This is a genomic window from Spongiactinospora rosea (assembly GCF_003315795.1).
GTDB classification, from domain to species: Bacteria; Actinomycetota; Actinomycetes; order Streptosporangiales; family Streptosporangiaceae; genus Spongiactinospora; species Spongiactinospora rosea.
In genome coordinates this window covers 91,336-115,158 of the sequence record NZ_QMEY01000005.1, presented here as the reverse complement: position 1 = coordinate 115,158, position 23,823 = coordinate 91,336, and the positions used below count along the sequence as shown (strand labels likewise).

22 protein-coding genes are annotated in these 23,823 nt (G+C 73.6%); 7 read left to right on the top strand and 15 right to left on the bottom strand.

What is annotated here, in order from left to right:
• Positions 1-10 precede the first annotated feature (10 nt).
• From DP939_RS14805 to DP939_RS14780, 6 genes are read right to left on the bottom strand one after another with little or no spacing between them, the layout of a single operon-like run.
• Positions 11-1,318, bottom strand: a complete 1,308-nt coding sequence (locus tag DP939_RS14805) for an amidohydrolase family protein (protein ID WP_158578579.1) — start codon at positions 1,316-1,318, stop codon at positions 11-13.
• On the bottom strand, positions 1,315-2,430 hold the full coding sequence (locus DP939_RS14800) for an NAD/NADP octopine/nopaline dehydrogenase family protein (RefSeq protein WP_113981269.1): 1,116 nt from the start codon (positions 2,428-2,430) through the stop codon (positions 1,315-1,317). The genes DP939_RS14805 and DP939_RS14800 overlap by 4 nt, the downstream gene beginning before the upstream one ends.
• Before the next feature lie 2 nt (positions 2,431-2,432).
• Positions 2,433-3,383, bottom strand: a complete 951-nt coding sequence (locus DP939_RS14795; protein WP_158578578.1) for an LLM class flavin-dependent oxidoreductase — start codon at positions 3,381-3,383, stop codon at positions 2,433-2,435.
• Positions 3,380-4,225 carry an FAD binding domain-containing protein gene (locus DP939_RS14790; protein WP_113981267.1) on the bottom strand — a complete coding sequence of 282 codons (846 nt, stop codon included), beginning with the start codon at positions 4,223-4,225 and terminating at the stop codon, positions 3,380-3,382. The genes DP939_RS14795 and DP939_RS14790 overlap by 4 nt, the downstream gene beginning before the upstream one ends.
• Complete coding sequence (locus DP939_RS14785; RefSeq protein WP_113981266.1) at positions 4,222-4,647, bottom strand: (2Fe-2S)-binding protein; 426 nt, start codon at positions 4,645-4,647, stop codon at positions 4,222-4,224. The genes DP939_RS14790 and DP939_RS14785 overlap by 4 nt, the downstream gene beginning before the upstream one ends.
• Complete coding sequence (locus tag DP939_RS14780) at positions 4,644-6,788, bottom strand: xanthine dehydrogenase family protein molybdopterin-binding subunit (protein WP_113981265.1); 2,145 nt, start codon at positions 6,786-6,788, stop codon at positions 4,644-4,646. The genes DP939_RS14785 and DP939_RS14780 overlap by 4 nt, the downstream gene beginning before the upstream one ends.
• Before the next feature lie 111 nt (positions 6,789-6,899).
• On the opposite strand from DP939_RS14780, the gene DP939_RS14775 reads away from it, so the two are divergent.
• Together DP939_RS14775 and DP939_RS14770 are read left to right on the top strand one after the other, a co-directional pair.
• Positions 6,900-8,087 (top strand): enolase C-terminal domain-like protein, encoded by a 1,188-nt coding sequence (locus DP939_RS14775; RefSeq protein WP_113981264.1) that lies wholly within the window; start codon positions 6,900-6,902, stop codon positions 8,085-8,087.
• Positions 8,088-8,105: 18 nt separating this feature from the next.
• Entirely contained in the window at positions 8,106-9,089 is a 984-nt protein-coding gene (locus tag DP939_RS14770; RefSeq protein ID WP_113981263.1) for an NAD(P)-dependent oxidoreductase, read from the top strand.
• On the opposite strand, the gene ggh is transcribed toward DP939_RS14770, so the two are convergent.
• A complete protein-coding gene (ggh, locus tag DP939_RS14765; RefSeq protein ID WP_113981262.1) occupies positions 9,041-10,351 on the bottom strand; it encodes a glucosylglycerate hydrolase in 1,311 nt (436 codons plus the stop codon). The two genes, DP939_RS14770 and ggh, sit on opposite strands and share 49 nt — an antisense overlap.
• 165 nt (positions 10,352-10,516) lie before the next feature.
• Between ggh and DP939_RS14760 the strand changes: the two genes are divergently transcribed.
• Positions 10,517-11,710 (top strand): ROK family transcriptional regulator, encoded by a 1,194-nt coding sequence (locus tag DP939_RS14760; RefSeq protein ID WP_158578577.1) that lies wholly within the window; start codon positions 10,517-10,519, stop codon positions 11,708-11,710.
• A 4-nt stretch (positions 11,711-11,714) separates the two neighbouring features.
• Here the strand turns inward: DP939_RS14760 and recD2 are convergent, their stop codons facing one another.
• Positions 11,715-13,856, bottom strand: a complete 2,142-nt coding sequence (gene recD2 / locus DP939_RS14755) for an SF1B family DNA helicase RecD2 (RefSeq protein WP_225878254.1) — start codon at positions 13,854-13,856, stop codon at positions 11,715-11,717.
• A gap of 142 nt (positions 13,857-13,998) precedes the next feature.
• Between recD2 and DP939_RS14750 the strand changes: the two genes are divergently transcribed.
• Together DP939_RS14750 and DP939_RS14740 are read left to right on the top strand one after the other, a co-directional pair.
• Positions 13,999-14,595: a CGNR zinc finger domain-containing protein gene (locus tag DP939_RS14750; RefSeq protein ID WP_113981520.1), complete on the top strand. Its 597-nt coding sequence runs from the start codon at positions 13,999-14,001 to the stop codon at positions 14,593-14,595.
• 403 nt (positions 14,596-14,998) lie between these two features.
• Positions 14,999-15,466: a protein-tyrosine phosphatase family protein gene (locus tag DP939_RS14740; RefSeq protein ID WP_113981259.1), complete on the top strand. Its 468-nt coding sequence runs from the start codon at positions 14,999-15,001 to the stop codon at positions 15,464-15,466.
• A 37-nt stretch (positions 15,467-15,503) separates the two neighbouring features.
• Here the strand turns inward: DP939_RS14740 and DP939_RS14735 are convergent, their stop codons facing one another.
• The 4 genes from DP939_RS14735 to DP939_RS14720 all read right to left on the bottom strand — a co-directional run bounded on the left by DP939_RS14735 (position 15,504) and on the right by DP939_RS14720 (position 19,311).
• Positions 15,504-15,797, bottom strand: a complete 294-nt coding sequence (locus tag DP939_RS14735) for a hypothetical protein (protein WP_199565174.1) — start codon at positions 15,795-15,797, stop codon at positions 15,504-15,506.
• 109 nt (positions 15,798-15,906) lie between these two features.
• Positions 15,907-16,497 (bottom strand): RNA polymerase sigma factor, encoded by a 591-nt coding sequence (locus DP939_RS14730; protein ID WP_199565173.1) that lies wholly within the window; start codon positions 16,495-16,497, stop codon positions 15,907-15,909.
• 156 nt (positions 16,498-16,653) lie between these two features.
• Positions 16,654-18,384 carry a vWA domain-containing protein gene (locus DP939_RS14725; protein WP_113981258.1) on the bottom strand — a complete coding sequence of 577 codons (1,731 nt, stop codon included), beginning with the start codon at positions 18,382-18,384 and terminating at the stop codon, positions 16,654-16,656.
• 81 nt (positions 18,385-18,465) lie between these two features.
• On the bottom strand, positions 18,466-19,311 hold the full coding sequence (locus tag DP939_RS14720; RefSeq protein WP_199565172.1) for an NAD-dependent protein deacetylase: 846 nt from the start codon (positions 19,309-19,311) through the stop codon (positions 18,466-18,468).
• A 90-nt stretch (positions 19,312-19,401) separates the two neighbouring features.
• Here DP939_RS14720 and DP939_RS14715 point away from each other — a divergent pair, with 90 nt between their 5' ends.
• Positions 19,402-20,547 (top strand): SMI1/KNR4 family protein, encoded by a 1,146-nt coding sequence (locus tag DP939_RS14715; protein ID WP_158578576.1) that lies wholly within the window; start codon positions 19,402-19,404, stop codon positions 20,545-20,547.
• On the opposite strand, the gene DP939_RS14710 is transcribed toward DP939_RS14715, so the two are convergent.
• A complete protein-coding gene (locus tag DP939_RS14710) occupies positions 20,544-21,110 on the bottom strand; it encodes a TetR/AcrR family transcriptional regulator (protein ID WP_158578575.1) in 567 nt (188 codons plus the stop codon). The genes DP939_RS14715 and DP939_RS14710 overlap by 4 nt on opposite strands.
• A 239-nt stretch (positions 21,111-21,349) precedes the next feature.
• On the opposite strand from DP939_RS14710, the gene DP939_RS14705 reads away from it, so the two are divergent.
• Entirely contained in the window at positions 21,350-22,096 is a 747-nt protein-coding gene (locus DP939_RS14705) for a class I SAM-dependent methyltransferase (protein WP_113981517.1), read from the top strand.
• A 7-nt stretch (positions 22,097-22,103) separates the two neighbouring features.
• On the opposite strand, the gene DP939_RS14700 is transcribed toward DP939_RS14705, so the two are convergent.
• Complete coding sequence (locus DP939_RS14700; protein ID WP_113981255.1) at positions 22,104-22,949, bottom strand: NAD-dependent epimerase/dehydratase family protein; 846 nt, start codon at positions 22,947-22,949, stop codon at positions 22,104-22,106.
• A gap of 74 nt (positions 22,950-23,023) precedes the next feature.
• Positions 23,024-23,530, bottom strand: coding sequence for a nuclear transport factor 2 family protein (locus tag DP939_RS46190; protein WP_158578574.1), 507 nt, complete (start codon positions 23,528-23,530; stop codon positions 23,024-23,026).
• Positions 23,531-23,823: the final 293 nt, after the last annotated feature.

Here is a 23,823-nt window from a genome sequence, read left to right as displayed (position 1 = left end):
GCCTTTCCTGTTAAGGCATTTCCTGTGGGGCCGCCGGGCCCCACTGCCAGTCGGCCGCGTGCTCGCGGCCGGTCCGGCCGGCCAGGTCGCGCGTGACCCGCCACGCGCGCTCGGCCAGCTCGGTTTCGCCGGCTCTGGTGAGCCGGCCGTCCCTCACCACGTACTCGCCGTCCACCAGCACGTCGGACACGTGCTGCCCGTGCGCGCGGTGGACGCATGACTGCACCGGGTCGGCCAGCGGGCGCATGGACGTACCCGGGCGCAGCGTGATCAGATCGGCGCGTTCACCCGCGGCCAGCCGCCCGGCGTCCGGCTCGCCGATGGCGGCCGCGCCCTCGCCGGTCGCCATCGCGAGCGCCGCGTCCGAGCCGAGCACGCCGGGGCGGCCCGCGGCCTGGCCCTGCGCGTACACGGCCTGGCGCATCTCGGTGAACAGGTCGTCCATGCCGTCGATGCCCAGCCCGACGCGTACCCCCGCCTCCCGCAGCGCGACCACGGGGGCGAACCCCTTGGCCAGGCGCAGGTGGTTGGACGGGCAGTAGGCGACCGCCACCTCGTTGTCGGCGAGCAGCCCGATCTCGCGCTCCGACAGGTGGACGCAGTGCACCAGGACGGTGCCCGGGCGCAGGAACCCCGCCTGGTGCAGCAGTTCCACCGGCCGCACTCCGTGCTCGGCCAGGCACTTGTCCACCTCGTCGCGCGTCTCGGCGATGTGGGTGTAGAGGCGCAGGCCGGTGCGCTCGGCCGCGCGGGCGGCGGCCCGGTAGCCGTCGGCCGAGGTCTGGCGCAGCGAGACCGGCGCCAGGTAGAGCCGGCCGGCGGGGACCTCGTCGTCGGCCGCGGCCACGGCGAGGCGGATCTGCTCCTCGTAGTCCTCGGTCAGCCCGTACGCCAGGTGCGCGCGCAGCCCGACGTCGGCGTGCCCGGCCGCGACGGCGGCGAGCATGCCGGGCCGGTGCAGCGGATAGACGTGGTCCACCGCCGTGGTCACGCCGGACAGCACCATCCGGGCCGCGGCCAGCGCGGTGAGCGCCCGGTAGTCCTCCGGGGTGGCCGCCGCTCCGGCCAGCTTCCCCGCCTCGATCATCTGCGCCAGGCCGCTGGTGTCGCCGCGCCGGGTCATCGGCAGCAGCGACCGCAGGTGGTCGTGCGTGTTGACCAGGCCGGGCAGCACCAGCAGGCCGGTGGCGTCCAGGGGCCGCGCGCCGGGCAGCGGCGGGCCGTCGGCCAGCCGTCCGTCCCTGACCAGCAGGTCGGCCGGGGCGGGGTCGGCGTAGCCGGTGACCGGCGTGCCGCCGCGGATCAGCAGGTCGTTCACCACTGGCCCTCCCGGGCGGCGGCCACCAGCCCGTCCCGGCCGACGCCGGCGAGGTCCAGGTCGGCCAGGGTGCGCCCGCCCGCCTGGAAGTCGGTGCCGGCGGCGACCGAGGCCAGGTGGATGAGGCTGTCGATGGTCGGGGTGGGGATGTCCAGCTCGTCACCGATGGAGGCCATCAGCACCAGCGCGTAGGGCACGTCCTCGGTCAGGTACCGGCTCTTGAGCGCGTCGGGGCCGCACGGGAAGGTGCTGGCGGCGAAGCTGGAGGACTGCAGGGTGGCGTGCAGCGTGGGCTCCCGGCGCGGCGCGAACCCCTGGGCGACCAGGTAGTCGGCGTAGCCGTCGGTGTTGACCAGGCCGAGCGCGCCGCGCAGCGCGAGCAGTTCGGCGTCGATCCGCTCGATCATGCGGGAGACGGCCGGGCTGGCCCCCTCGCCCCACAGCAGGAACGATCCGGTCCTGCCCTCGATCGCGCCGAGGTTGCAGATGATCGGGGGGACGTGGTCGATCGCGTTGAAGTTGAGCAGCGTGGTCTCCCACACGTTCTCCGCGGGGCTCATCCACGGCCAGACCTCGCAGGCGATGCCGACCAGCGGGTTGTCCTCTGCGGGCAGCCCGGCGACCAGGGTGCCGCCGGACTTGCGGGAGGCGGTGATCAGGCCGGGGCCGCGGACCCGCGCGCCGTAGGGCAGGCTGTTGGTCTCGGCGATGTGCACCGCGGGCCGCCGGCCGGTACGCCGCAGCGTCGCGGCCAGCGTCAGCGCGCCGCCGCCCTCGCCCACCCACAGCACCGACTGCCCGTCCTTCAGCTCGGCGGCCAGCAGGTCGGCCCACGCCTGGTGGCCGAACGCGGGCACCGAGACGACGATCAGCTCCTGACCGGCGATGGCGGCGGCGGGGTCGGTGCCGGTGGCGGCGACCGGCGCGGTGGTCTCACCGTGCCAGGGGCAGCGCAGCCGGATCTCGCCCGCGGCACCGACGGCGTTCACCCCGTCGGCGAAGCGCGGCAGGTCGGCCAGGGTCACCTTCAGCCCGGCCAGGGACAGCTCCACCGAACACGACAGCGCGCCCGCACCGGATCCCAGGACGACGACGGACTCGGGAAGGCTCATTCTCACAACACCGCTTTCGCTAGTTCGGTCAGATGTCCGGTGGAGGCGTCCAGATCGCCCCCGCCGACGGAAAGGATCACCTCGTCGACCCCGGCGGCGGCGAACTCCGCGAGCCGGTCCCTGAGGAGTTCTGGCGGCCCGGCGATGCCGAAGGCGTCCACCATCTGGTCGGTGACCAGCCGCCCGGCGGCGGCCCGGTCGCCCGAGCGCAGCGCCGCCCGCAGCGCGCCGATCTCGGCGGGGTCCAGGCCGTACACCTCGATCAGCTCGTCGGCGTAGGAGCCGCCGGCCATCGCCATGCAGCGCGGGCGCAGCGCGTCCAGGGCGCGGGCCCGGTCGCGGTCCACTTCGACGTCGAGCATCAGGACGAGGGCGGTGCCGGGGCCGCCCAGCTTCTCCTTGACGTAGGCGATGTGCCGCCCGGACAGCCCGTGCGTGATCACGCCGTCGCCGATCTCGCCGGCCAGGGCGAGCATCTTGGGGCCGCGCCCGGCCAGGTAGACCGGGGTGGGGACGGGGGTGAACCGCAGTTCACCGGTGGTGGTGAAGGTGTCGCCGGTGACGTCGGCGCGGCCGGTGTACAGCTCGCGCACGATCCGCACCGCCTCGGCGGTCAGGCCCAGCGGGCGGCGCGGCGGGATGCCGAGTTCGGCGGCGAACTCGTACCCGCCCGCGCCGAGGCCGAGCACGAACCGGCCGTCGCTGATCTCGTTGATCGTGGCGGCGGCGCTGGCCAGCAGCGCCGGGTGGCGCAGCAGCGGGCTGACCACGGCGGTGCCGAGCGTGACCCGCTCGGTGGCCGCCGCCATCAGCGCCAGCGCCCCCGTCGCGTCGCGGTGAAAGTAGTGGTCGGCCACCCAGACCCCGTCGAAGCCGAGGTCTTCGGCCCGGCGGGCCAGCTCGGCCGCCTCGGTGATCGGGCGATCCAGCCGTACGGTGGCTGTGGTCTTCACGTGTTCCTCCTTGCGGGCGCTTCGGTGAGCGCCGGTGTGAGCGCTTCGGTGAGCGCTCCGGCCAGTGCGGCCCGCCGGTATCCGGCGGAGGCGCGCAGGTCGCTGATCGGGCTGATGTCGTGGTCGAGGGCCGCGACCGCCGCGGCCACCGCCTCGGGCGTGGGGACGCGGCCTTCCAGCGCGGCCTCCGCGCCGGGGCAGCGGACGACCGTGGGGGCCACCGCGCCCGCGGCCAGCCGTACGCCGGTCAGCGCGCCGCCGGGATCGCGGCCCCAGGTCCAGGCCAGGCTGACGACGGAGATGGCCAGCGCCCGCCGCCCGGCGATCTTCCGGAAGCCCGCGTGCGCGGGCTGCGGCGCCAGGTCGATGGTCTCGATCCACTCTCCGGGGGCCAGCCGGGTACGGCCGGGCCCGGTCGCGAACTCCGCCACCGGGATCTCCCTGCGGCCCGCGGGACCGCGCAGCCGCAGCACGGCCCCGGCCGCCACCAGCGGCGGCACGCCGTCGGCGGCAGGGGAGGCGTTGGCCAGGTTGCCGCCGAGCGTGGCGCGGTTGCGGATCTGACCGGAGGCGAAGCAGGCGATGGCCGCGCGCAGGCCGGGCAGTTCGCCGCCCAGTTCGCGGTCGATGACCGACAGCGGGGCGAGCGCGGACAGCCAGATCGAGCCGTCGGAAAGTCGCCGTACCGGGGCGGGGGCGTCGCGCAGCCGGGAGACGTCGGCGAGCGGGCCGCTCTGGTGCCCGGCTCGCCGCCGTACCAGCAGGTCGGTGCCCCCGGCGAGCAGCGCGCGCGCCGGATCGAGCCGGTCCAGCTCGGCCGCGGTGCGCGGGTGCGGGCTCATCGGGCCGCCTCGCGCACCGCGCGCACGATCGCGCCGTAGCCGGTGCAGCGGCACAGGTTGCCCTCAAGCCCGGCGCGGATCTGCTCGTCGGTGGGGTCGGGGTGCTCCTCCAGCAGGGCGGACGCCGAGACGACCATGCCGGCGATGCAGAACCCGCACTGCACGGCCTGGCCGGTGACGAACGCCTCCTGCAGGGCGGTGCGCCGCAGCCCCTCCACGGTGGTGACGTCGGCGTCCTCGGCCTGGCAGACCAGCACCAGGCAGGAGCAGACCGGCACGCCGTCCATGAGCACCGTGCAGCTGCCGCACTCCCCCATCCCGCAGCCCTCCTTGGCCCCGATCAGGCCGAGGTCGTCGCGCAGGTAGTCGAGCAGCCTGGCGTCGGGGTCGGGGGGCGTGACGGGCACGCCGTTGACCTTCATCTGAGTCCCTCCAGCAGGCGTTCGGGGGTGATGGGCAGGCGGGCGGGGCGAACGCCGACCGCGTCGGCGACCGCCGCGGCGACCGCTGGGCCGGTCGGCACGATGACCACCTCGGACATGCCCTTGGCGCCCATCGGGCCGGTGGGCTCGTCGCCCTCCACCAGGACGGTGCGGATCTCGGGGACGTCCCTGGCCGTGGGGATGAGGTAGTTCTCCAGGCTGGTGGTGAGCGGGCGGCCGCCGTCGAGCCGGTGCTCCTCCATCAGCGCGAGGCCGAGCCCCTGCGCGACGCCGCCCTCGGCCTGGCCGATGACCGCGCCGGGGTTGATCGCCCGGCCGCAGTCCACGGCGCACACGACGCCCGCGACGCGGATCTCGCCGGTCAGCTCGTGCACCTCCAGGCGGACGACCTGGGCCGAGCAGCCGTACACCAGGTGGGGGGCGTGGTCGCCGAGCCGGTCCGGGGGGATCAGGCCGGGGTCGGCCACGTCGGGCAGGTGGAAGGTGGCCTCGAACTCGGCGCGGCCGAGTTCGACCAGCCGGGCCGGGCCGCCGGCCTCGGCCAGCGCCGCCTTGTAGCGCTCGCAGACCGCGGCGACCGCGGACCCTCCGGCGTACATGCTGCGGGAGGCGGCGGTCGCGCCGGATTCGGGCACGAGCTGGGTGTCGCCGACGGTGACGGTGATCTGGGCGGTGTCCATGCCGAGCACGTCGGCGGCGATCTGCCGGTAGGCCACGTCGATGGCCTGGCCGGTGTGGTTCGGCCCGGCCCAGATCCTGACGTGCCCGTTGATGTCGCAGATCAGCCGGGCGCGGGCGGCGTCGCCGCGCCCGCTGCCCAGCCCGACGCCCTTGACCGCCATGGCGATCCCGGTGCCGCGCCGCCACGGGCCGCGGGCCGCGCGCTGCCATTCCCGGCGGGAGACCCACCAGTCGTCGGCCGCCGCGGCGGCCAGCGTCTCGGCCGCGCGCAGTCCGGGGGTGACGGCGTGCCCGTACAGGCCGTGCCGGTCGCCGCCGCGCAGCAGGTTGCGCATGCGCAGCTCCACCGGGTCGATGCCGAGCAGGGCCGCGGCCTCGTCGATCGCGGTCTCCAGCGCGAACGCCACCTGCGGCACGCCGTACCCGCGAAAGGCCCCGGCGTTGGCGTTGTTGGTGTAGACGACCCGGCCGTCGAAGCGGGCCACCGGCACGCGGTAGGGACCGACCGACATCTCCGCCGAGGTCTTGAGCACGTTGGGGCCGGAGGTGACGTACGGGCCGGTGTCGGCGAGCGCGGTCATGTCGCTGGCGGCGAGGTCGCCGTCCCTGGTGAACCCGACGCGCACGGTGGTGTGGAACGGGTGCCGCTTGGGCCCCGCCGCCATCACCTCCTCGCGGGTCATCCGCATGTGCACGGGCGCGCCCGCGGCCTTGGCGAGCACGGCCAGGAAGACCGGCATCGGGTCGTCGTTGCGGGCCCCGAAGGCCCCGCCGACCGGCCCGGCGACCAGCCGCACGTCATCGAGTTCGATGTCCAGCGCCCGCGCGACCTTGCGGCGGTGCAGGCCGGGGTTCTGCGAGCCGCACCAGATCGTCACCTGGCCGGCCTCCCACAGGGCGACGCCGCCCGGCGGCTCGATCGCCACGTGCTCCTGCGCCCCGGTGCCGACCACGCGCTCGACCACGACGTCGGCCGCCGCCAGGGCGGCGTCCACGTCGCCGGAGGCGAAGCCGATCCGCCCGGCGAGGTTGCCGCCCTCGTGCAGTTTCGGGGTGTCCGGCGACAGCGCCTCACGGGGGTCGGCGACGACCGGCAGCGGCTCGACGGTGACCGCGACCGCCTCGGCCGCGCGCCTGGCGGTGCCCTCGTCCACGGCGGCGACCAGGGCGATGGCCTCGCCGACCTGGCGCACCCGCCGGTCGGCGAGCACCGGGCCGTCCACGTCGGCCGGGCCGAGCCGGTTGCACGGCACGTCCGCGCCGGTGAGCACGGCCCGTACGCCCGGCATGGCGACGGCCTTGCTGGTGTCGATCGCGACGATCCGCCCGTGCGGAATCGCCGAGCGGGTCACCGCGCCGTGCAGCATTCCGGGAAACCGCAGGTCGGTGACGTATTCAAGGGCTCCGACGACGATTTCGCGCGCCTGCTCGGCGGGCACGGAACGGCCTACCTGAGCCTGTTCCGGGTTACGGACGGGGTTTCGCACACGATACGGTGCAGCCTCATCGGAGTTACGTCCATTTATCTGACAAATCTGCGGGATTGCACGATGAGAATCACCGACGTCCGCTGCGTCGAGTACACCGGCTCCATGCGCCTGCCCGGCCCGCTCTGGGACGAGCGGCTGCGACGGCCCACCGACATCTACCCCGAGCGCGCCGCCGACGGCCCGCACCGGCCGCCGCTCCGCGACGACGGCGGCGTCGAGGTCCGCTCGATCTTCCTGCACGTCGACACCGACGAGGGGATCACCGGGACCACCGCCGTGCTGTCGGAGCAGCAGGCGCACACCGTCGCCACCCTGCTGCGCCCGCAGTTGCTCGGGGCCGACCCGCTGGCCGCCGAGCGCATCTGGGACCTCGGGTACCGCTCGATGATCCACGGCCGGGCGGGGACGGGCATGCTCGCCCTGTCCGCGGTGGACTGCGCGCTGTGGGACATCCGCGGGCAGTTCTTCGGTGTCCCCGCGCACGTGCTGCTCGGCGGCCCCACCCGCGCGGAGGCCCCCGCCTACGTCTCCACGCTGGGCGACTCGCTGGCCGCCGAGGACGTCGCCCGGCGTACCCGCGAGCTGGTCGCGGCCGGGTTCGGCGGGATCAAGTGGTTCCCCCGCCAGGGTCCGGGAGACGGACGCCGGGGGGTCGAGCGGGTGGTCGAGCTGGTCGCCACGGTACGGGAGGCCGGGGGTCCGGACCTGGACATCATGCTGGACGCCTGGAGCTCCTGGGACATCCCGTTCACCGTGGACGTCGCCCGCGAGTGCGCCCCGCTGCGGCTGCGCTGGATCGAGGAGCCGCTGCCCGCCGACGACACCGCCGGGTACGCCGCGCTGCGCCGCGACCTGGGCGGCCTGGTCCGGATCAGCGGCGGCGAGCACGAGTACACCCGCTGGGGCATCGCCCGCCTGCTCCGCGAGGACCTGCTCGACCTCTACCAGGCCGACCCGCACTGGGGCGGCGGCATCAGCGAGATGGTCAAGATCTCCGCGCTCGTCTCGGCCGCCGGACGGCAGTTCATCCCGCACGGGCAGTCCCTGCAGTGCAACGCCGCGCTCACCTTCGCCGCGAGCCCGGCCGTGATCCCCGAGATGGAGTACCTGGTCCGGCTCGGCCCGCTCTACCAGCACTTCCTCACCGACCCGATCGCCCCCGTGAACGGCCGCGTCGCCGCGCCCGTGACGCCCGGGCTGGGCATGCGCCTGGCCGGGGACCGTGTGCTCGACGCCCGCCCGCTCTGACCTTCGCCGAGGAGAAACATGATCATCACCTGCCTGTCGGACTATGACGAGGAGCTGGTCCGCCGGCTCGCCGGCACCGGCGACGCGGAGATCCGGATCGCGTCCCGGACCGGCGGCCAGGCCGACGTGGCCGCCCTGGTCGAGGACGCGGACATCGTGATCGCCGACGCGGCCCGCCACTACGTGCTGGACGCCGCGGCCATCGACGCCATGCGGCGCTGCCGGTTCATCCAGCAGCCCGCGGTCGGGCACGACACCGTGGACGTCGCCAGGGCCGCCGAGCGGGGCATCCCGGTGGCCAACGCCCCCGGCTACAACGCCGCCGCCGTCGCGGACTGGACGATCATGGCGATGCTCGTCGTGCTGCGCGGCGGCCTGGCCGCCGACGCCTCCCTGCGCGGCGGCGGCTGGGCCGCCCGGCCGCTCGGCGAGGAGCTGGGCGCGCGGACCGTCGGCCTGGTCGGCATGGGCGCGGTGGCCAGGGCCGTCGCCGCGCGGCTGCGCGGGTTCGGCGCGGCCGTGCTCTTCAGCGCGCGCACCCCGCGCGAGGTCGAGGGCGCGCGGCAGGTGGAGTTCGGCGAACTGCTCGCCACCGCGGACGTCCTCAGCCTGCACCTGCCGATCACCGAGCGGACCCGCGGCCTGATCGGCCGCGCCGAGCTGGCCGCCATGCCCGAGGGCGCGATCCTGGTCAACTCCGCGCGCGGCGGCCTGGTCGACCACGACGCGCTGGCCGAGGGACTGCGCGCGGGCCGGCCGGCCGCCGCCGCGCTGGACGTCTTCGACCCCGAGCCGCTGCCCGGCGACTCCCCGCTGCGCGGGCTGGACAACGTCTACCTCTCCCCGCACATCGCGGCGGGCACCTGGCAGGCCAGGTCCCGCGTGCGCGCCATGGTCGGGGAGAACCTGCGCAGGGTCATCGCAGGCGAGCGCCCGCTGTACGTCGTGAACGCTCATGACCAGGCCATCCAGTCCAGCGCCGCGGCGGCCGTCCAGGACTGATTGCGGCTGCCGAGCGCCTGCCCGGACATCGGGTCGTAGTACTCGGCGAAGCTGAGGTCGCCGAGCTGGCGCAGGGCCTCCTCGCGGAGCCGTCCGGCCAGCTCGGCGCCGCCCTGCCGCCGCGCCGCCCAGCTGAACAGCCAGGTCATCACCGGCCACTGCGGGCCGCGCCAGTACCGCCTGCGGTCGAACTGCGGCGCCGCGGGCGAGGTGCTGGGCGGTACGGCGTGCCGCAGCTCCCGGTGGCCGCACCAGTCGGGCCCGAGCAGGAGTTCCCGCTGGCGGGCCAGGACGTCCGCGTCCGCGCCGCTGATCAGCGGGGCGAACCCGCTCAGCGTGGCGGAGTGCAGCAGGCGGCCCGACCGCAGGTCGCGGTCGGTGGCCAGCCCGGTCTCGGGGTCCACGGCGGCGGCGACCCCGGCGCGGAAGCGGGCGGCCACCGCCAGCATCTCGTCGGCGTCGTCGCGGTGGCCGAACTCCTCGGCCAGCTCGCCGATGATCTCGGCGGCCAGCGCGAGCAGCGCGGAGAAGAAGACGTCGGCGACGTGGAAGTCGATCGTCTTCCTGATCGCCTCCTCGTCGTAGCGGACGGCCACCATCTGGTCCACCAGCCAGATGTAGCGGCGGTACTCCTCGTCGGTGGGCCGCTGCCGGACCTCGCCCACGTGCCGGGTGTCGGTACGCGTGAAACGTTCCATCTCGCCCGGCACCACGCGGGAGTAGGGGAAGTCCCAGCGCGGCGAGTTGTCCATCCCGGACTCCCAGCTGTGGTGGATCTCCACCAGGCCGTGGCCCTCGGGGTCACGGCTCTCCGCCAGCCAGCGGTGCCAGGCCAGCCAGCCGGGCAGGGTGGCGGCCACGAAGTCCTCCGCCGTGCGCCGGTCGGACCCGCCGCGCCTGCGTCCTTCCTGAAGGATGCACGCCAGCGCCACGCTATGTACGGGCGGCTGACAAATTCCCGACGTCCGTAATGCCGGCGGATCGATCGCCAGCTCGCTCCGCCAGCGCTCGGGGCCGGGGAAGTAGGCCGAGGGGCGGTCGAACACGATGTGCGGGATCATCCCGCTCGGCCACTGCGCGGCCAGCAGCGACGTCATCTCCGCGACGGCCCGCGGCACCGAGAGCCGGGAGATCCCGACCGCGACGAACGCGGTGTCCCAGCTCCACTGATGCGGATAGAGGTCAGGGGAGGCGACGGTGAGATGGCCGAGATCGTTGCCGCGCAGCACGGCCGCGGCGGCGTCCGCCAGAGCGGCCGTCATGGTCTGCCGTCGGTGTCGCGCGGACCAGGCGTTGGGAAAGTTACGGCGGGGGCGGGCAAGAAATCTCCCTTTTGATGCCAAGATTCTGTATGGTCGTCGAACATAATCAGGTCGATCTCGCCGGTCAAGAGCATGGCCGCACCACATGAAGGAGAATGTGGGTCCGTGACGGTCTTTCGGCACCCCGACCCCCCGGCCGCTCCGCCGGCGCCGGCCACGAGCGGCCCGGCCTCCCCCGGTCACCTGCTCGAACTCATCCGCACCCGCCCGGGGTGGACCCGCCAGCAGTTGCTCAGCGCCACCGGCATGTCCAGGACCACCCTGTTCGAGCGGCTGGACCAGCTCTTCAGGGCGGGCCTCGTCTACGAGTCCGGCTCCACCGGATCATCGGTGGGCCGCCCGGCCCAGCGGCTCAGGTTCGACGACCGCAACCGGGTCGCGCTCATCCTGGACCTCGGCCAGGCGCACGGCCGCATCGCGATCGCCGACCTGTTCGGCCGCACGCTGCGGATGGAGACGCTGCGCCTGGACATCTCCCGCCCGCCCGGCGAGCTGCTGCCCAAACTTCTGGACCGCGCCGACAAGCTGCTACGCGTGGACGAGGAGGCACAGGTCGTCGGGATCGGCATGGGCATCCCCGGCCCGGTGGACGTGACCACCGGGCGGCTCGGCGCGAGCACCACCATGCCGGGCTGGGAGGGCTACGCGATCGAGGAGACGGTCCGCGCCCGCTGGGACGCGCCGCTGCTGATCGAGAACGACGCCCGCGCCTTCGCCCTCGGCGAGGCGTCGGCGAGCGGCGAGCGGGGGGTGCTGCTGGCGGTCAAGTACGCCACCGGCATCGGCGCCGGGATCGTCGTGGACGACCGGGTGATCGGCGGCGCGGACGGCGCGGCGGGCGACATCGGGCACATCAGGGTCACCGACGACGGCCCGCGCTGCCGCTGCGGGCGGCGCGGCTGCCTGGCCGCCTGGGCCTCGGGCAGGGCGCTGCTCGACCAGCTCGCCGGGCACGGCGTGCACACCCTTGAGGACATCGTGCTGAGCGCGAACGCCCAGCACCCCGACGTGATCGCCGCCCTGAAGGAGGGCGCGCGGCGGCTGGGACGGGTGCTCGCCACGCTGGCCGCCACCCTCAACCCGAGCACGCTGGTGCTCGGCGGAATCATCGGCCAGTTGCCGATCGTCGCCGACGAGGTGGGCCGCCGGGTCAGGGCCGACGCGGTGGAACGGGCCACCCGGCGGTTACGCGTCGTCCCCGCCAGGAACGGCGACGAGAGCGCCACGCTCGGGCTCACCCTGATGGTCGCCAAGCACGTCTTCTCCCCGGCGGCGATCGACACCATGCTGGGGGTCTGAGGTCCTATTGGAACGCGCCGCCCAGGCGGGCGGCCAGGCCGGTGTTCCTGCGCCCGCCGAGCCGCCGCGCCGCCGACGTAAGGGCCTCCCGGCCGCCGACCAGCACCACCCATGACCGCGCCCTGGTCACCAGCGTGTAGAGCAGCCTGCGGCGCAGCATCGCCGTACCCGCCTCGGCCACGATCGGCGCCACCACGAAGGGGTACTCGCCGCCCTGGGAACGGTGCACGGTGATCGCGTAGGCGTGGGTGAGGTCGTCCAGCTCGCCGAAGGCGTACTCGACCTCCCGCCCGTCGTCGGTACGGATCTTCACCACGCGCTCGGGCACATCGACCTCGGTGACGGTGGCGGTCTCGCCGTTGAAGACGCCCTTGTCGTAGTTGTTGCGGATCGGCATGACGCGGTCGCCCGGCCGGAACACCGCGGGCCCGGCCCAGTGCTCCGGCAGGCCGTCCCGCGCCGGGTTGAGCCGTTCCTGCAGCCTGCGGCCGATCTCGACACTGCCCGCCGCGCCCTTGCGCACCGGGCACAGCACCTGGACCTGCCCCGGGTCCACGCCCTGCTTGCGGGGGATCGCCTCGGTGGCCAGGTGGACCACCCGCCGGGCGACCGCGTCGGGGTCGTCCAGCTCCTCGAACCAGAACCCGCCGCCGCCCGGTGGCCTCGGCAGCTCCCCCGCCCGGATCAGGTGGGCGGCGGAGATGATGCCGCTGCCGCTCGCCTGGCGGAAGACGTGCGTCAGCCGGACGCGCGGGATCTCCGGCACCCGCAGCACGTCGTCCAGCACGTTGCCGGGGCCGATGCTGGGGAGCTGGTCGGCGTCGCCGACCAGCAGCAGGTGGCTGCCCGCGGGGACCGCCGAGGTCAGCCGGGTGGCCAGGTGCAGGTCCAGCATCGACGCCTCGTCCACCACGATCAGGTCGGCCCGGGCGGGCGAGTCCTGGAACAGGGTGCCCTCCTCCGGCTCGCCGCGGCGGGCGAGCATCCGGTGCACGGTCATCGCGGGCAGCCCGGTGGCCTCCGACAGGCGCTTGGCCGCCATGCCGGTCGGCGCGGTCAGCGTCACCGTGCCGCCCATCGCCCGTACGGTCGCCGCGATCACCCGTACCGTGTGGCTCTTGCCGCAGCCCGGCCCGCCGGTGAGCACCGAGACCGTGCTGGTCAGCGCCAGGTTGACGGCGGCGCGCTGGTCGTCGTGCAGGGTCTCGTCCTCCGCGTACGGGCGCATGGGGAGAGTGGAACGGGCCCGGCACAGCCGGGCGAGCTGCGCGGCCAGGGCGGTCTCCCTGGCGTGCTGCTCCTTGATGTAGACCACGGCCTGCCCGGGGACGGCGGGCGAGGGCTCCACGACGATCCGCTTCTCCGCGGTCAGCGCGTCGATCGCGGCGCGGATCAGGTCCTCGTCCTGCTCGACCAGCCGGGCGGCGGCGGCAAGCAGGACGGGCATCGGCACGAAACAGTGCCCGTCGCGGGCGGCGGCGGCCTCCAGCCGGTCCAGCACCCCGGCCCTGATCCGGCGGGGGTCGCGCTCGGGCACCCCTGAGCGCAGCGCGATCCGGTCGGCGGTGTGGAAGGCGATCCCTCTGACCTGGCCGATCAGCCGGTAGGGGTCGCCGGTGAGGATCCGCGCCGACTCCTCGCCGTAGACCTGGTAGATCTTGGCGGCGAGCAGCGGGCTGATGCCGAGCCCCTGCAGAACGATCATCAGGGCGGCGATGGCCTTCTGCTCGGCCCAGGCGGCGACGATCTGCGCCTGCCGGGTCGCGCCGATGTTGATCACCTCGCGCAGCCGGGCCGGCTCGGTGTCGATGACCTCCAGGGTCTCCTCGCCGAAGTGGCTGACGATGGCGTGCGCCAGCCTCGGGCCGATCCCGCGGACCAGGCCGGAGCCGAGGTACAGGGTGATGGCCCGGACGGTGGAGGGCACCACCCGCTCGCACTCCTTGACCACGAGCCGGTCGCCGTGCCGCTGGTGGCGCTCCCACTCGCCCGCCAGCCGCAGCGTCTCGCCGGGCTGCACCCCGGCCAGCGGGCGGCCGGAGGCCACGAAGCCGGGCCGGTCATCGGCGGTCATCCGCGCGACCGTGTAATCGTCGTCGGCCACGAACACCAGCCGCTCGACCGTCGCCTGCACAGCCGTCAGCACGGCCCACCCCGGTTTCCCGACATCACGCGTCACTCCACCGCCGGACAATACCCAAGCCGCCCGACACTCCGATTGTCGTCTCGTAGACCACGTAAGGGCTATAAGCTTGTTTGATCGGTTACCGGATCGGGGGGGGAGTGGCGTGCGGATCTCCATCCGCGACTATGCGGCGGGCGCCGCCGTGGCGACCGAGCTGGTCAACGGGTCGCCGTCGGTGCGTGGCGCAGCCGGTGAGGCGCTGCCCGATCCGGCGGCGCTGGCGGAGTTCCTGGCCGGGCACGATGTACCGCTCGACGCCCCGGGGGCACGCAACCCCACCGTCAATGACCTGCACCAGGTGCGTCTGCTGCGCCGCGAGGTGCGCGCGGTCCTTGAGGCGGCGACGGAGGACGACGCGGTGGCGGCGGCGGGCGTACTGGCGGGCTGGGCGGGGCTGGCCCCGGTGCTGGGGCGCGACGCCGAGGGCGGGTGGCGCTGGGAGGTGCCGACCCGGGCGGGTGCCCCGCTGGTCGCCGAACTGGCCGCGTTCGTCGGCATCGGCCTGCTGGGCGTCGTACGGACGCTGGGCCACGACCGCTTCCGCGCCTGCGCCGCCCCGGGCTGCCGGGGCGTCTTCGCCGACACCAGCAGGGCCGGCCGCCGCCGCTACTGCACCCCCGACGCCTGCGGCAACCGCGTCAACGTCGCCAACCACCGCGCCCGCCGAACCTCCGAGCCCAAGGAAGCCTCCCCCCGATGACCCACCACCCAACCGCCCCACACGGAACGGCTCACCCCACGCCGGTAGATCGCCATCTCGGCGGCCTCGGCGATCGCTACACGCCGGATCCCTTCGGCCGTTTCGAGGCGGCGCTCCCGGGGCGGCGGTTTCGCCACCCAGGCCGGCCTACCGGCCGTCGATGCCATGGCTGCTCCGTGACGTCCGGTGGGGTTGGGAGTTTTCATCGTCTGAACACCCATCACTCCCGAACAAGATCAAACCCCCCGTGCCGCTCGCCCACCAAACGGCCCCACGCCCGACGTAGCAGGGCTCACCCCACGACCACCCAACCGAACGACCCGCCGCTACCAGGCGCGATCTGACCCCCGAACCGCCCCCACCACCGAACGACTCCAGGCCCCGCACAGAACGGCTCACTCCCATGACCACCCCACCGAACGACCCGCCGCTGCCAGGCGCGATCGAACTCCCGGACGGCTCCTGGGTCCGCGGGCGGGGGCTGCGCCGGCCGTTGCCGGGCGGTCCCGCGCCTGACGCCGGTCTTTACCTCGGCTCGCGCGGGCTTCGCCGCCGTCACGACGACGGTCTGCGCTGGCCGCATGAGTGGCTCGACTGGCCCGACTTCCTGCTCCCCCGTGACCCGGCCGAGGCCGTCAGGCGCATCCGCGCCCTGCACGCCCAGGCCCGGGCGGGCGCGGCGGTCGAGGTCGCCTGTGGTGGCGGGGTCGGCCGTACCGGTACGGTCATCGCCTGCCTGGCCGTGCTGGCGGGCCTGTCCCCCGCCGACGCCGTCACCTGGACCCGCGAACACCACCACCCCCGCGCCATCGAAACCCCCTGGCAACGCCGCTGGGTCCACCGCTTCCCCCGCAAGCCCACCCCACCATGACCCGGCGTGCCCTGGTGGGATGGGCGTCGCAGGGCGGTCAACCGCCGCGAGAGCCTGCGGGGGTGGGTAGAGCGCGCATGGGGACGTTCCTGACGAAGAGGGTCTCCACCGCGGCGAGCGCCCAGCGCATCCGCTGGACCGCGGTGTCCGGATAATCGCCATAGACCGCGGCGACCTCTCCGGCGCATCCTCTGGTGCCCCCGTGCGCGCGCACCGCCGTACGGATCGCCTGGACCGCCTCCTCCGCGCTGGGCAGGCCCGACGCGGAGAGCGGACTGACGAACAGCGCCTCGGCTCGCGCGGCGTGGAGCAGGTCGGTTGCATGTGACATGACCGGCACTTCCCTTCCTCTCTCGGTCGCGCTGCGAAGTGCACGCATCTTTACAGAGCCAGGACACAGGGGTCCTGATACACGGAAAAGGGAACCGCGTACGGCAGGGTCAGACCGCCGAACCCGCCCGCCCCGGCGACCGGCCCGGGACGGCGGGCCGGTCGAGCAGCCGGCGCAGTCGTTCCAGGCAGCGGGCCCGGTGCGGCCCGACGCTGCCCACCGACGTCCCCAGCCGCTCGGCGATCTCGGTGTACCTGGGCGGCGGGTCCTGCATGAGCAGGGCGAGCAGCAGCCGGCACGGCTCGGGCAGCCGGGCGAACGCGGCGCGCAGCGCGATCCGGCGCTCGGCCGTCGTCAGCTCCTCCACCAGCGCCGACGCCTCGTCCGCCGCGGGCGCCGGAGCGGAGGATCGTTCCAGGTCCGCCCGCCGCCTGGTCGTGTCCACGACCCTGCGGCACTCCCGGTGCGTCGTCGTCGTCAGCCAGCCGGGCAGCGCCGCCGGGTCCCGCAACGGCAGGTGCCGCAGCAGGCTCAGCCACACCTCCTGGCTGACGTCGTCGATGTCGGGACGCCGCAGGTCGTACCCCCTGGCGATGGCCCAGACCAGCGAGATGTAGCGATCGACGAGCCGGTTCCACGCCTCGCGGTCACCGTCCCCGGCACGGCCCATGAGTTCGACGACGGACAGGTCATCACACATCGCGCCCCTCTCCCCGGCGGGCCTCGCGTCCGGGCCCGCCGCGCCTCCAATGACGACAGAGGGACGCGGCCATGGGCTGATACCTGAGCCGTGATGTCAATTACGCTGACCGATCGCGGTGACGCCGTGCCCCCCTGCACGGCGTCCGCGCCCGCCTCACGCCCTGCGAGGTGTGACCGTCCGGGTGTGCACCCCCGGCGCGCCGGACTGGTCCTTGCGGGCCCCGGTGGTGTAGACGGCGGTGACCACGAGCGCCCGGTCCGTCACCAGGTCGAGTACGCCGAGCGTGGGCGTGCCGGGGTCCAGGCGTACGGCCTCGCCCAGGGCGCAGCAGTCGTCCATGGTGGCCTCGCCGGGCTCCAGCCGGATCCGCGCGAACGGCTTCGCCGCCACGGCACGCGGCTCGCGGCCCACCGCCTTGCCGTTCAGCAGCACGGGGGCGAACCGCTTCTCCACCACGACCGGGCACGGCCCCGGGTTGTAGAGGGTGACCGCGGTGGCGTACCGGCCGGAGGCGACGGTGGCGCACTCCCGCTCGCCGACCGGGCCCTGCGCGCCGCACAGCACCTCCACCACGTGGTGGTACCGACACGCCGGGACGGCGATCCGCACCGGCTTGGCGGCCACCACCGCCCCGTCGGCGACGACGTCCAGCGACCCGCTGAACACCTGGGGGTCCTCCGCGCACCCCACCGTGCCCGCCCAGGCGACGTCGAACGCGAGCCGGTGCTCGGTGTCGCCGGGCAGCGGGCCGTACCCGCCCGCGGGCGACACGCCCCGGACGAACCCGGCGATCGACGCGCTCGGGACCAGCCTGACGTTCCCCGTCGAGGTCACGGCCTTCCTGATCAGCTCGGCCAGCGTGGGGATGATGTCGGCCGCGTTGCCGGCCACGTGCGCGCCGCCGGTGGCCGCGGTGATCCGGGTGGCCTGCCCCGGAGATCCTCCTATCGTGCACACCGTGTAGTTCCCGGCGTCCGCGGCCGGGTCGTCGTCCAGACCCGCCGGGTAGAAGCCGGTGATCGTGCTGACCGCGACCACGATGATCTCCGCCGCCCGCAGCGCCGCGGTCGCGCTCGCCTCGGTCACGTCGGCCGCGGCGCCGGAGATGGCGGCGCACACCGGGTCGTGCCCCGGGGCGTCCCCGAACCAGGCGACGATCCGCCTGGCGCCGGGCCGCCAGCCGATCGCGGGGTCGGCGGCCAGCCGATCCAGCGCGAACAGTTGCGCCTCCGACCCGTCACCGCCGCCCGCCGCCACCCAGGTGAGCACCGCGTTGCGCACGTTCACCAGGTCGGTGGTGGGGGCGAGCTGCGGCTGGAAGGCGTACGCGGCGGGGTCGGAGCCGAGCGGGAAGTCCCGGTAGTTCCCGACGCCGAAGGCCACGTCGAAGACCGAGGGGTCCAGTGCGGTGAGGATGGAGTCGATGCCCGCCTGGACGGCGGCGAGCACCGGGCTCATGCTCCCCGTGGTGTCGGCGAGCAGGTAGACATCGGCCTTGGGCTTGACGCCGGAGACCGGCACCGTGACCGTCACCCGCTCGGCGAGTTCGGCGCACTCGCGCAGCACCAGGTCGTTGGCGGGCGGCTCGACGGTGACCGGCGCGGCCCGCAGTTCCGGCGCGGGGCGCTCGGCGGCGGCCGGGGCGAACAGCGCGCGCCCGGCGGCCACCTCCAGGCCGGTGAGATCGTGTTCCTGGCCCTCCTCGTCGAGTACGGCCGATTCGACGCCGTTGGGCCGTGCCGCGGACACCGCCCAGTAGCGCCGGACGACACGGCCGTCGGGCAGCCGCTCGCTCTGCTCGGCGACCACGCGCGACTCGGCGTCGCCGGTCCGGCTCGCGAGCAGATCCCGCGCGGCGGCCCGGAGGTCGTTCGGTTCCATCATGGCGTCCCTTCTTCATGGGAACCGGTACGACTGCACGGAGGGTCCGCGACGATGATTGATACACCCCGGATCGCCTCGGATTCAGGTAGCGACCTCCGCCACGAGGGCGGCGAGGGTGGGGCCGAGCGGTGCGTCGAGGGTCACCATGGCCTCGGCGTCGCCGCGGGTGGCGCCCTGGTTGACGATCGCGATGGGGATGGCGAGTTCGGTCGCGCGGCGGACGAAGCGGTACCCGGACATCACGGTCAGGGACGAGCCGAGGACCAGGAGCAGGGCGGCGCGCTCGGTCATCGTGTAGCACTCCTGCACGCGTACGCGCGGCACGTTCTCGCCGAAGAAGATGACGTCGGGTTTGAGCACGCCGCCGCAGCCGCCGCAGTCCACGATCGTGAACGTCCCCACTAGGTCGTCGTCGAGGACGGCGTCCCCGTCGGGGTTGATCTCGGCGGTCGCGGACTCCCAGCCGGGGTTGGCGGCGGCGAGCCGCAGGTGCAGGGCATGGCGGGGGCTGCGCTCGCCGCAGGACAGGCAGCGGACGCGGTCCAGGCCGCCGTGCAGCTCGACGACGCCGCTCGCGCCCCCGGCCTGGTGCAGGCCGTCCACGTTCTGGGTGATGATCCCGGCCACCAGCCCGTGGCGCTGCAACTCGGCGACCGCCCGGTGGCCGGTGTTGGGCAGGGCCCCGGTGATGTGCCGCCAGCCCAGGTGGCTGCGCGCCCAGTAGCGCCTGCGGGCCGCCGCGCTGCCGATGAACGTCTGGTACGTCATCGGGCTGGCCGGTCGCTTCCGCCCGCTCTCACCGCGATAGTCAGGTATGCCGGACTCGGTGGACAACCCCGCACCGCTCAGCACGACGACCCCGCCGCCGGCCACCAGGTCGGTCAGGAGCGCGAACGTCGAGCCCGTTTTCGCCGCCGTGTGAATCACCCTTCCATGGTGCCCGATCGCCGGGCGGGAGAACTGTCGGGGATCTCTGCTGAGATGGTGGCGAGGTCGTCCGGAGTAAGGGAGCGTCACGTGGACCGCGCGGGCTGGAAGCCGTTCTTACGTCGCTGGAGCGAGGAGTGGCTGTCGGCGCGCGAGCCCGGCACGCCGCGTCCGTTCGAGGAGCCGATCACCGCCCCCCGTCTGGGCTTCCCGCCCGCCACAGAGGATGAGGTGGCTGCGGCGGAGGCGCGGCTGGGGTGCGCGCTGCCGCCGTCCTTGCGGGAGTTCCTGCTGGTCAGTAACGGATGGCAGGACCTGGGCGACTTCGTCTGCAGCCTGCGCGCCGCCGATGAGCTGGGCTGGGTGCGCGACCTCGAACCTCACTGGATCGACGCCTACGAAGACGAGGCGATCGAGCGGTCGCTGCTGGTCTCCCTGGAGGCCGACTCCGCCATCGTCTTTCTCGACCCGATGGACGTGGACGAGCGGGGGGAATGGGCCGCGTACTGGCTGGCGTCGTGGTCCGGAAGCGGCCCCGAGCGGCACGGCTCGTTCTTCGAGCTGATGTACGACCTGTACGCGCGCTTCCACGCGCTGCATCGCCCGTCGAGCCCCACCTCCCGCGAGTGGGACGCGAAGATCGAGCGGGCCCGGCAGGCCGCGCTGGCGGGCGAGATCGATGGGCCGCTCGCCACGCTGGCGGAGGCCGGGCGGTTCGGCCGTGACCGGGCCTGGGTGCTGCGGTTCCAGATGCTCGTCATGCTCCGCCGCCCGGACGCGCCCATGGAGATCCGCCTCCCGCTGTCACGCCCCGCCGAGCCCGCCTGGTCCGTGGACGACGCCTTGCTGATGGCCGAGATCCTGCCGGTGCTGCACGCCGCGCACGAGCGCACTCCGGCGGGCACGCTGTCCATGCTGTCGTTTCTCACCGACTACGGTTCGGACCACGTCAGGCGGCTGATCATGGACTACCAGGCGCGGGCCGCCGAACCCGGCTTCCGGGTGCGCCTCGGCCCGCCGGACTTCGAGTCGGCCGTCCGCGCCGCCGTCACCGCCCCGGACCCGTCACCGGCCCTGCACGAGGCCCTTGGGTCGTGGCGTCCGCTGAACGACGACCACATCGCCCCGATCAGCCTGCTGGCCGATCCTCGGATCGCCCCATTGATCACCCCGGACCTCGGCCGCCGGATCCTCGCCACCCCACGCGGAAGGGACGGGAGGCCGATCGCCGGCTAAACGGCGCTGGAGGTCCGCGTGGTCGCCGTCTCCACCGCGATCACGTCCTGCACCAGCTCCACCGCGAGCCGGGCGTTCTCGTCGGTGCTGAGGGTGGAGCCCGAGGTGAAGAGGCCGTTGATGATCAGCAGGATGCGGTCGGCGAGGCGCTGGGGATCGGCCGCGGAGGTGCGCCGGGCCAGCTCGCAGATCTGCCCGCGTACCGCACTGAAGTGCTCCAGTGCCGTGCGGTGCACCGGGTGCCCCTCCTCGGGGAACTCGGCGTAGGTGTTGCGGATCGGGCAGCCGCGGGGCCCTGGAACGCTCCTGCCGACCACGCGGACCAGCTCGACCAGTTGTTCCTCCGGCCGCTCGCCCACCTCGACCGCGGCGGCGAAGCTGCGCTCCCAGCTGCCCTCGCAGCGGTGCAGGTAAGCGGTGACCAGCTCGTCCTTGCTGCCGAACTCCCGGTAGAGCAGTTGCTTGCCGCAACCCGCCGCGTCGATGATGCGCTGCATCCCGACGGCATGGACGCCATAACGGTCGAACAAGTCGGTCGCGGCGTCGAGAATGCGTTCACGCACGCTGGCGGACGGTTGCCGAGCCATATCGCGATAATAGCAGACCAATCAGTCCGGCCTGCCGCGAAAGGCCGGGCGAGGGCCGCCTGACCGGCCGTATCGGACCCCCGTGGCCGCCCGTAGTTTAACCGCCGCCGCATGGCCCACGGCCGATCACCGGCCTAGCATCGGTTCCGAATGTCGCCCCGCGAGATCCACCAGGCGGCGGTCGGCGAACCGGCGAGTGGATGGAGTACCCCGGCATGGTCCAGGAAGAACGGACTTTCTCCCAGGCGGATTATGATTTCGACGCGCTGTACGCGGGCCGCGCCACGTTCGAGGGCTCAGAACCGGGCACGGGGTTCATCCCCTGGGACATCGGCGAGCCGCAGCCCGTGGTGGTGGAGCTGGCCCGGGCGGGAGGCTTCCGGGGCAAGGTGCTCGACGCGGGCTGCGGCCTCGGTGAGAACGCGATCATGCTCGCCGCCGCCGGTCTGGACGTGACCGGGGTGGACGGCTCGCCGAGCGCGATCGAGCAGGCCGCGCGCCGCGCCGCCGAGCACGGCGTCCAGGCGTCGTTCAAGGTGGCCGACGCGACGGAGTTGCGCGACATCGGGACCGGTTTCGCGACGGTGCTGGACAGCGGCCTCTACCACTGCCTGAACGGCGAGCAGCGGTCGGCGTACGCCGCCGCGCTGCACCGGGTGAGCCGGCCGGGCGCCACGCTGCACCTGTTCTGCTTCGCCGAGTCCGTCCCGGCGGGGACGCCGATCGCCCAGGAGGTGCTGGTCAGCGCGAACGACCTGCACACCCACCTGGACCGGCACTGGGAAATCGAGGCAATCACCGAGACCGCCTTCGCCACCGGGTTCACCCGCGAACTGCTCACCGCGATGTGGGAGGCGGGCGCGCCGGACGTCGTCGCCGCGCCCGACCAGGACGGGCTGCGGGTGGACGAGCGCGGGCGCGTGCTGACGCCGATGTCGCACGTCCGCGCCCGGCGCAGGTGACCTGCGGTCAGAGGGCCCCGGCGTCGTGCGCGGTGTACACGGTGGGATAGATCGGCCGGAAGCCCAGCTCGCGGCGGATCTTCGCGGTGTCGACGATGCCCTCCCAGGGGTCGGCCTCACCTTGGTCCGCCGCCGCTTCGGCGGCCGGTTCGCCGTTGAGCCGCCGGAGTTCCAGATGGGTGACGGGCGCGTCGTCGGCCACGTTGTACGTCCGCCCGTCCACCCCGTCGGCCTGGAGGGCCCGTATCAGGGCCTGGCCGACGTCGGCGTGGTGGACCAGGTGCAGGCGCTTGTGCGCGGGCCAGTCGCTTGCCCAGGCCAGCGATTCGGCCAGGTGCGGATCGCCCTCGCCGTACACGAACGCCAGCCGCACGATGCGCACCGGCAGCCCCTCCGTCCGATGCAGCCGCAGCAGCGCCTGCTCCGCGGCCACCTTGCTGGTCGTGTAGGCCCAGCCGGGCGGCACCGGCTCGTCGGCCTCCCGAGCGGGCCGCCCGCGGCCGGGGCCGTACACCAGAGTGGTGCCGACGCTGACGAAGCGCGAGACGCCCGCGCGGACGGCGGCCTCGGCCAGCGCGACGGTCGCGGTGCGGTTGACCGCGACCGCCTCCTCATCGCCGACCTCGCGAAACGCCGCGCCGAGATGGACGACCGCGGCCACGCCCTTGAGCGCGGCCACGAGCGCCCCGTCATCGCGCAGGTCGCCGGCGACGACCTCGGCGCCGAGCCGGGCGAGCGGCTCGGCGCGCCGCGGGTCACGGGCCAGGACGCGGACGGGCTCGGCCCGCCGCAGCAGGCGGGGAACGAACCGGCTGCCGACACGACCGGTCGCACCGGTCACCAGGATGGTCATCGGGGTCTCCTGAAAAGGGGCCACTGAATGGGCCGGCATCCGGTCCGCCGCGGTCGGGGAAATGCTTCAGAACGCTACCAGGGCCAGTGCCAGCCGTCGTTGTCGGGAACCACCCAATAATGGTCGAGAACGACCCTCGCAAAGTACCAGCGATCGCCTCTGCGGACGTACTCGTCGGAAAACTGGCCGATGCTGCTGAACGCCATGCTGTCCTTGTTGAACCTGATCTGCTCCTCGAAGAAGCACACCCCCGTGGCGGTCTCCCCGTCAAGGACGCGGACCTGGTGCCCGTGCACGAAGTTCTTCAGTGAGATGGCGCTGGCATTGCGCATGTCCCGGATCTGCTCAAGGAGCCGGCTGTAATAGTCCCTGACCTCCGTGCTCCCGTGCGCCTGGCCGTACTCGCCATAGTCGAGATGCGCCTCATCGGTGAACAGCGCGGCAAGGGCGTCCCATTCCTGATTGTTGAGGGTGCGATGGAACTCAGCGCGCAGGCTGGTGAGATCGCGTACGGCCTCCAGTTCCGCGACGCGTTTCGTGAGCTGCTTCAGTGTGCCGGCCGTATCCACATCGTCTGACATCCTGCTGCCTTTCGGATCAATGCCGCCCAGGCGAGGGACGGACCCGATCTCGGCGCGCGCGCGGCGCGGCCGGTGACATGCCAACGGTCGCAAGCGGGTGTGGTGGCCGCAAGGGTTCCCGCCCTGTTCTGTGGTACAGCCGAAGGGCCGGCCGCCGCCCTCGCGGTCAGGTGCCGACGGCGCGGGCGGCGGTCTTCGCGGTAGATTCCCCGCATTTCGGAAGCCCCGCCCGAAAACCTCGGACCGATCCGTCCCAAGCGGTGGTTCCGCCTTGACACACCTTCGCGACCGTA

Excerpts from the sequence above, each read along its gene's own strand:
- DP939_RS14800 (WP_113981269.1), bottom strand. The coding sequence starts at position 2,430 with ATGAGCCTTCCCGAGTCCGTCGTCGTCCTGGGATCCGGTGCGGGCGCG.
- DP939_RS14790 (WP_113981267.1), bottom strand. The coding sequence starts at position 4,225 with ATGAGCCCGCACCCGCGCACCGCGGCCGAGCTGGACCGGCTCGATCCG.
- DP939_RS14785 (WP_113981266.1), bottom strand. The coding sequence starts at position 4,647 with ATGAAGGTCAACGGCGTGCCCGTCACGCCCCCCGACCCCGACGCCAGG.
- DP939_RS14775 (WP_113981264.1), top strand. The coding sequence starts at position 6,900 with ATGAGAATCACCGACGTCCGCTGCGTCGAGTACACCGGCTCCATGCGC.
- DP939_RS14770 (WP_113981263.1), top strand. The coding sequence starts at position 8,106 with ATGATCATCACCTGCCTGTCGGACTATGACGAGGAGCTGGTCCGCCGG.
- ggh (WP_113981262.1), bottom strand. The coding sequence starts at position 10,351 with ATGACGGCCGCTCTGGCGGACGCCGCCGCGGCCGTGCTGCGCGGCAAC.
- DP939_RS14740 (WP_113981259.1), top strand. The coding sequence starts at position 14,999 with ATGACCACCCCACCGAACGACCCGCCGCTGCCAGGCGCGATCGAACTC.
- DP939_RS14735 (WP_199565174.1), bottom strand. The coding sequence starts at position 15,797 with ATGTCACATGCAACCGACCTGCTCCACGCCGCGCGAGCCGAGGCGCTG.
- DP939_RS14730 (WP_199565173.1), bottom strand. The coding sequence starts at position 16,497 with ATGTGTGATGACCTGTCCGTCGTCGAACTCATGGGCCGTGCCGGGGAC.
- DP939_RS14725 (WP_113981258.1), bottom strand. The coding sequence starts at position 18,384 with ATGATGGAACCGAACGACCTCCGGGCCGCCGCGCGGGATCTGCTCGCG.
- DP939_RS14705 (WP_113981517.1), top strand. The coding sequence starts at position 21,350 with ATGGTCCAGGAAGAACGGACTTTCTCCCAGGCGGATTATGATTTCGAC.
- DP939_RS14700 (WP_113981255.1), bottom strand. The coding sequence starts at position 22,949 with ATGACCATCCTGGTGACCGGTGCGACCGGTCGTGTCGGCAGCCGGTTC.
- DP939_RS46190 (WP_158578574.1), bottom strand. The coding sequence starts at position 23,530 with ATGTCAGACGATGTGGATACGGCCGGCACACTGAAGCAGCTCACGAAA.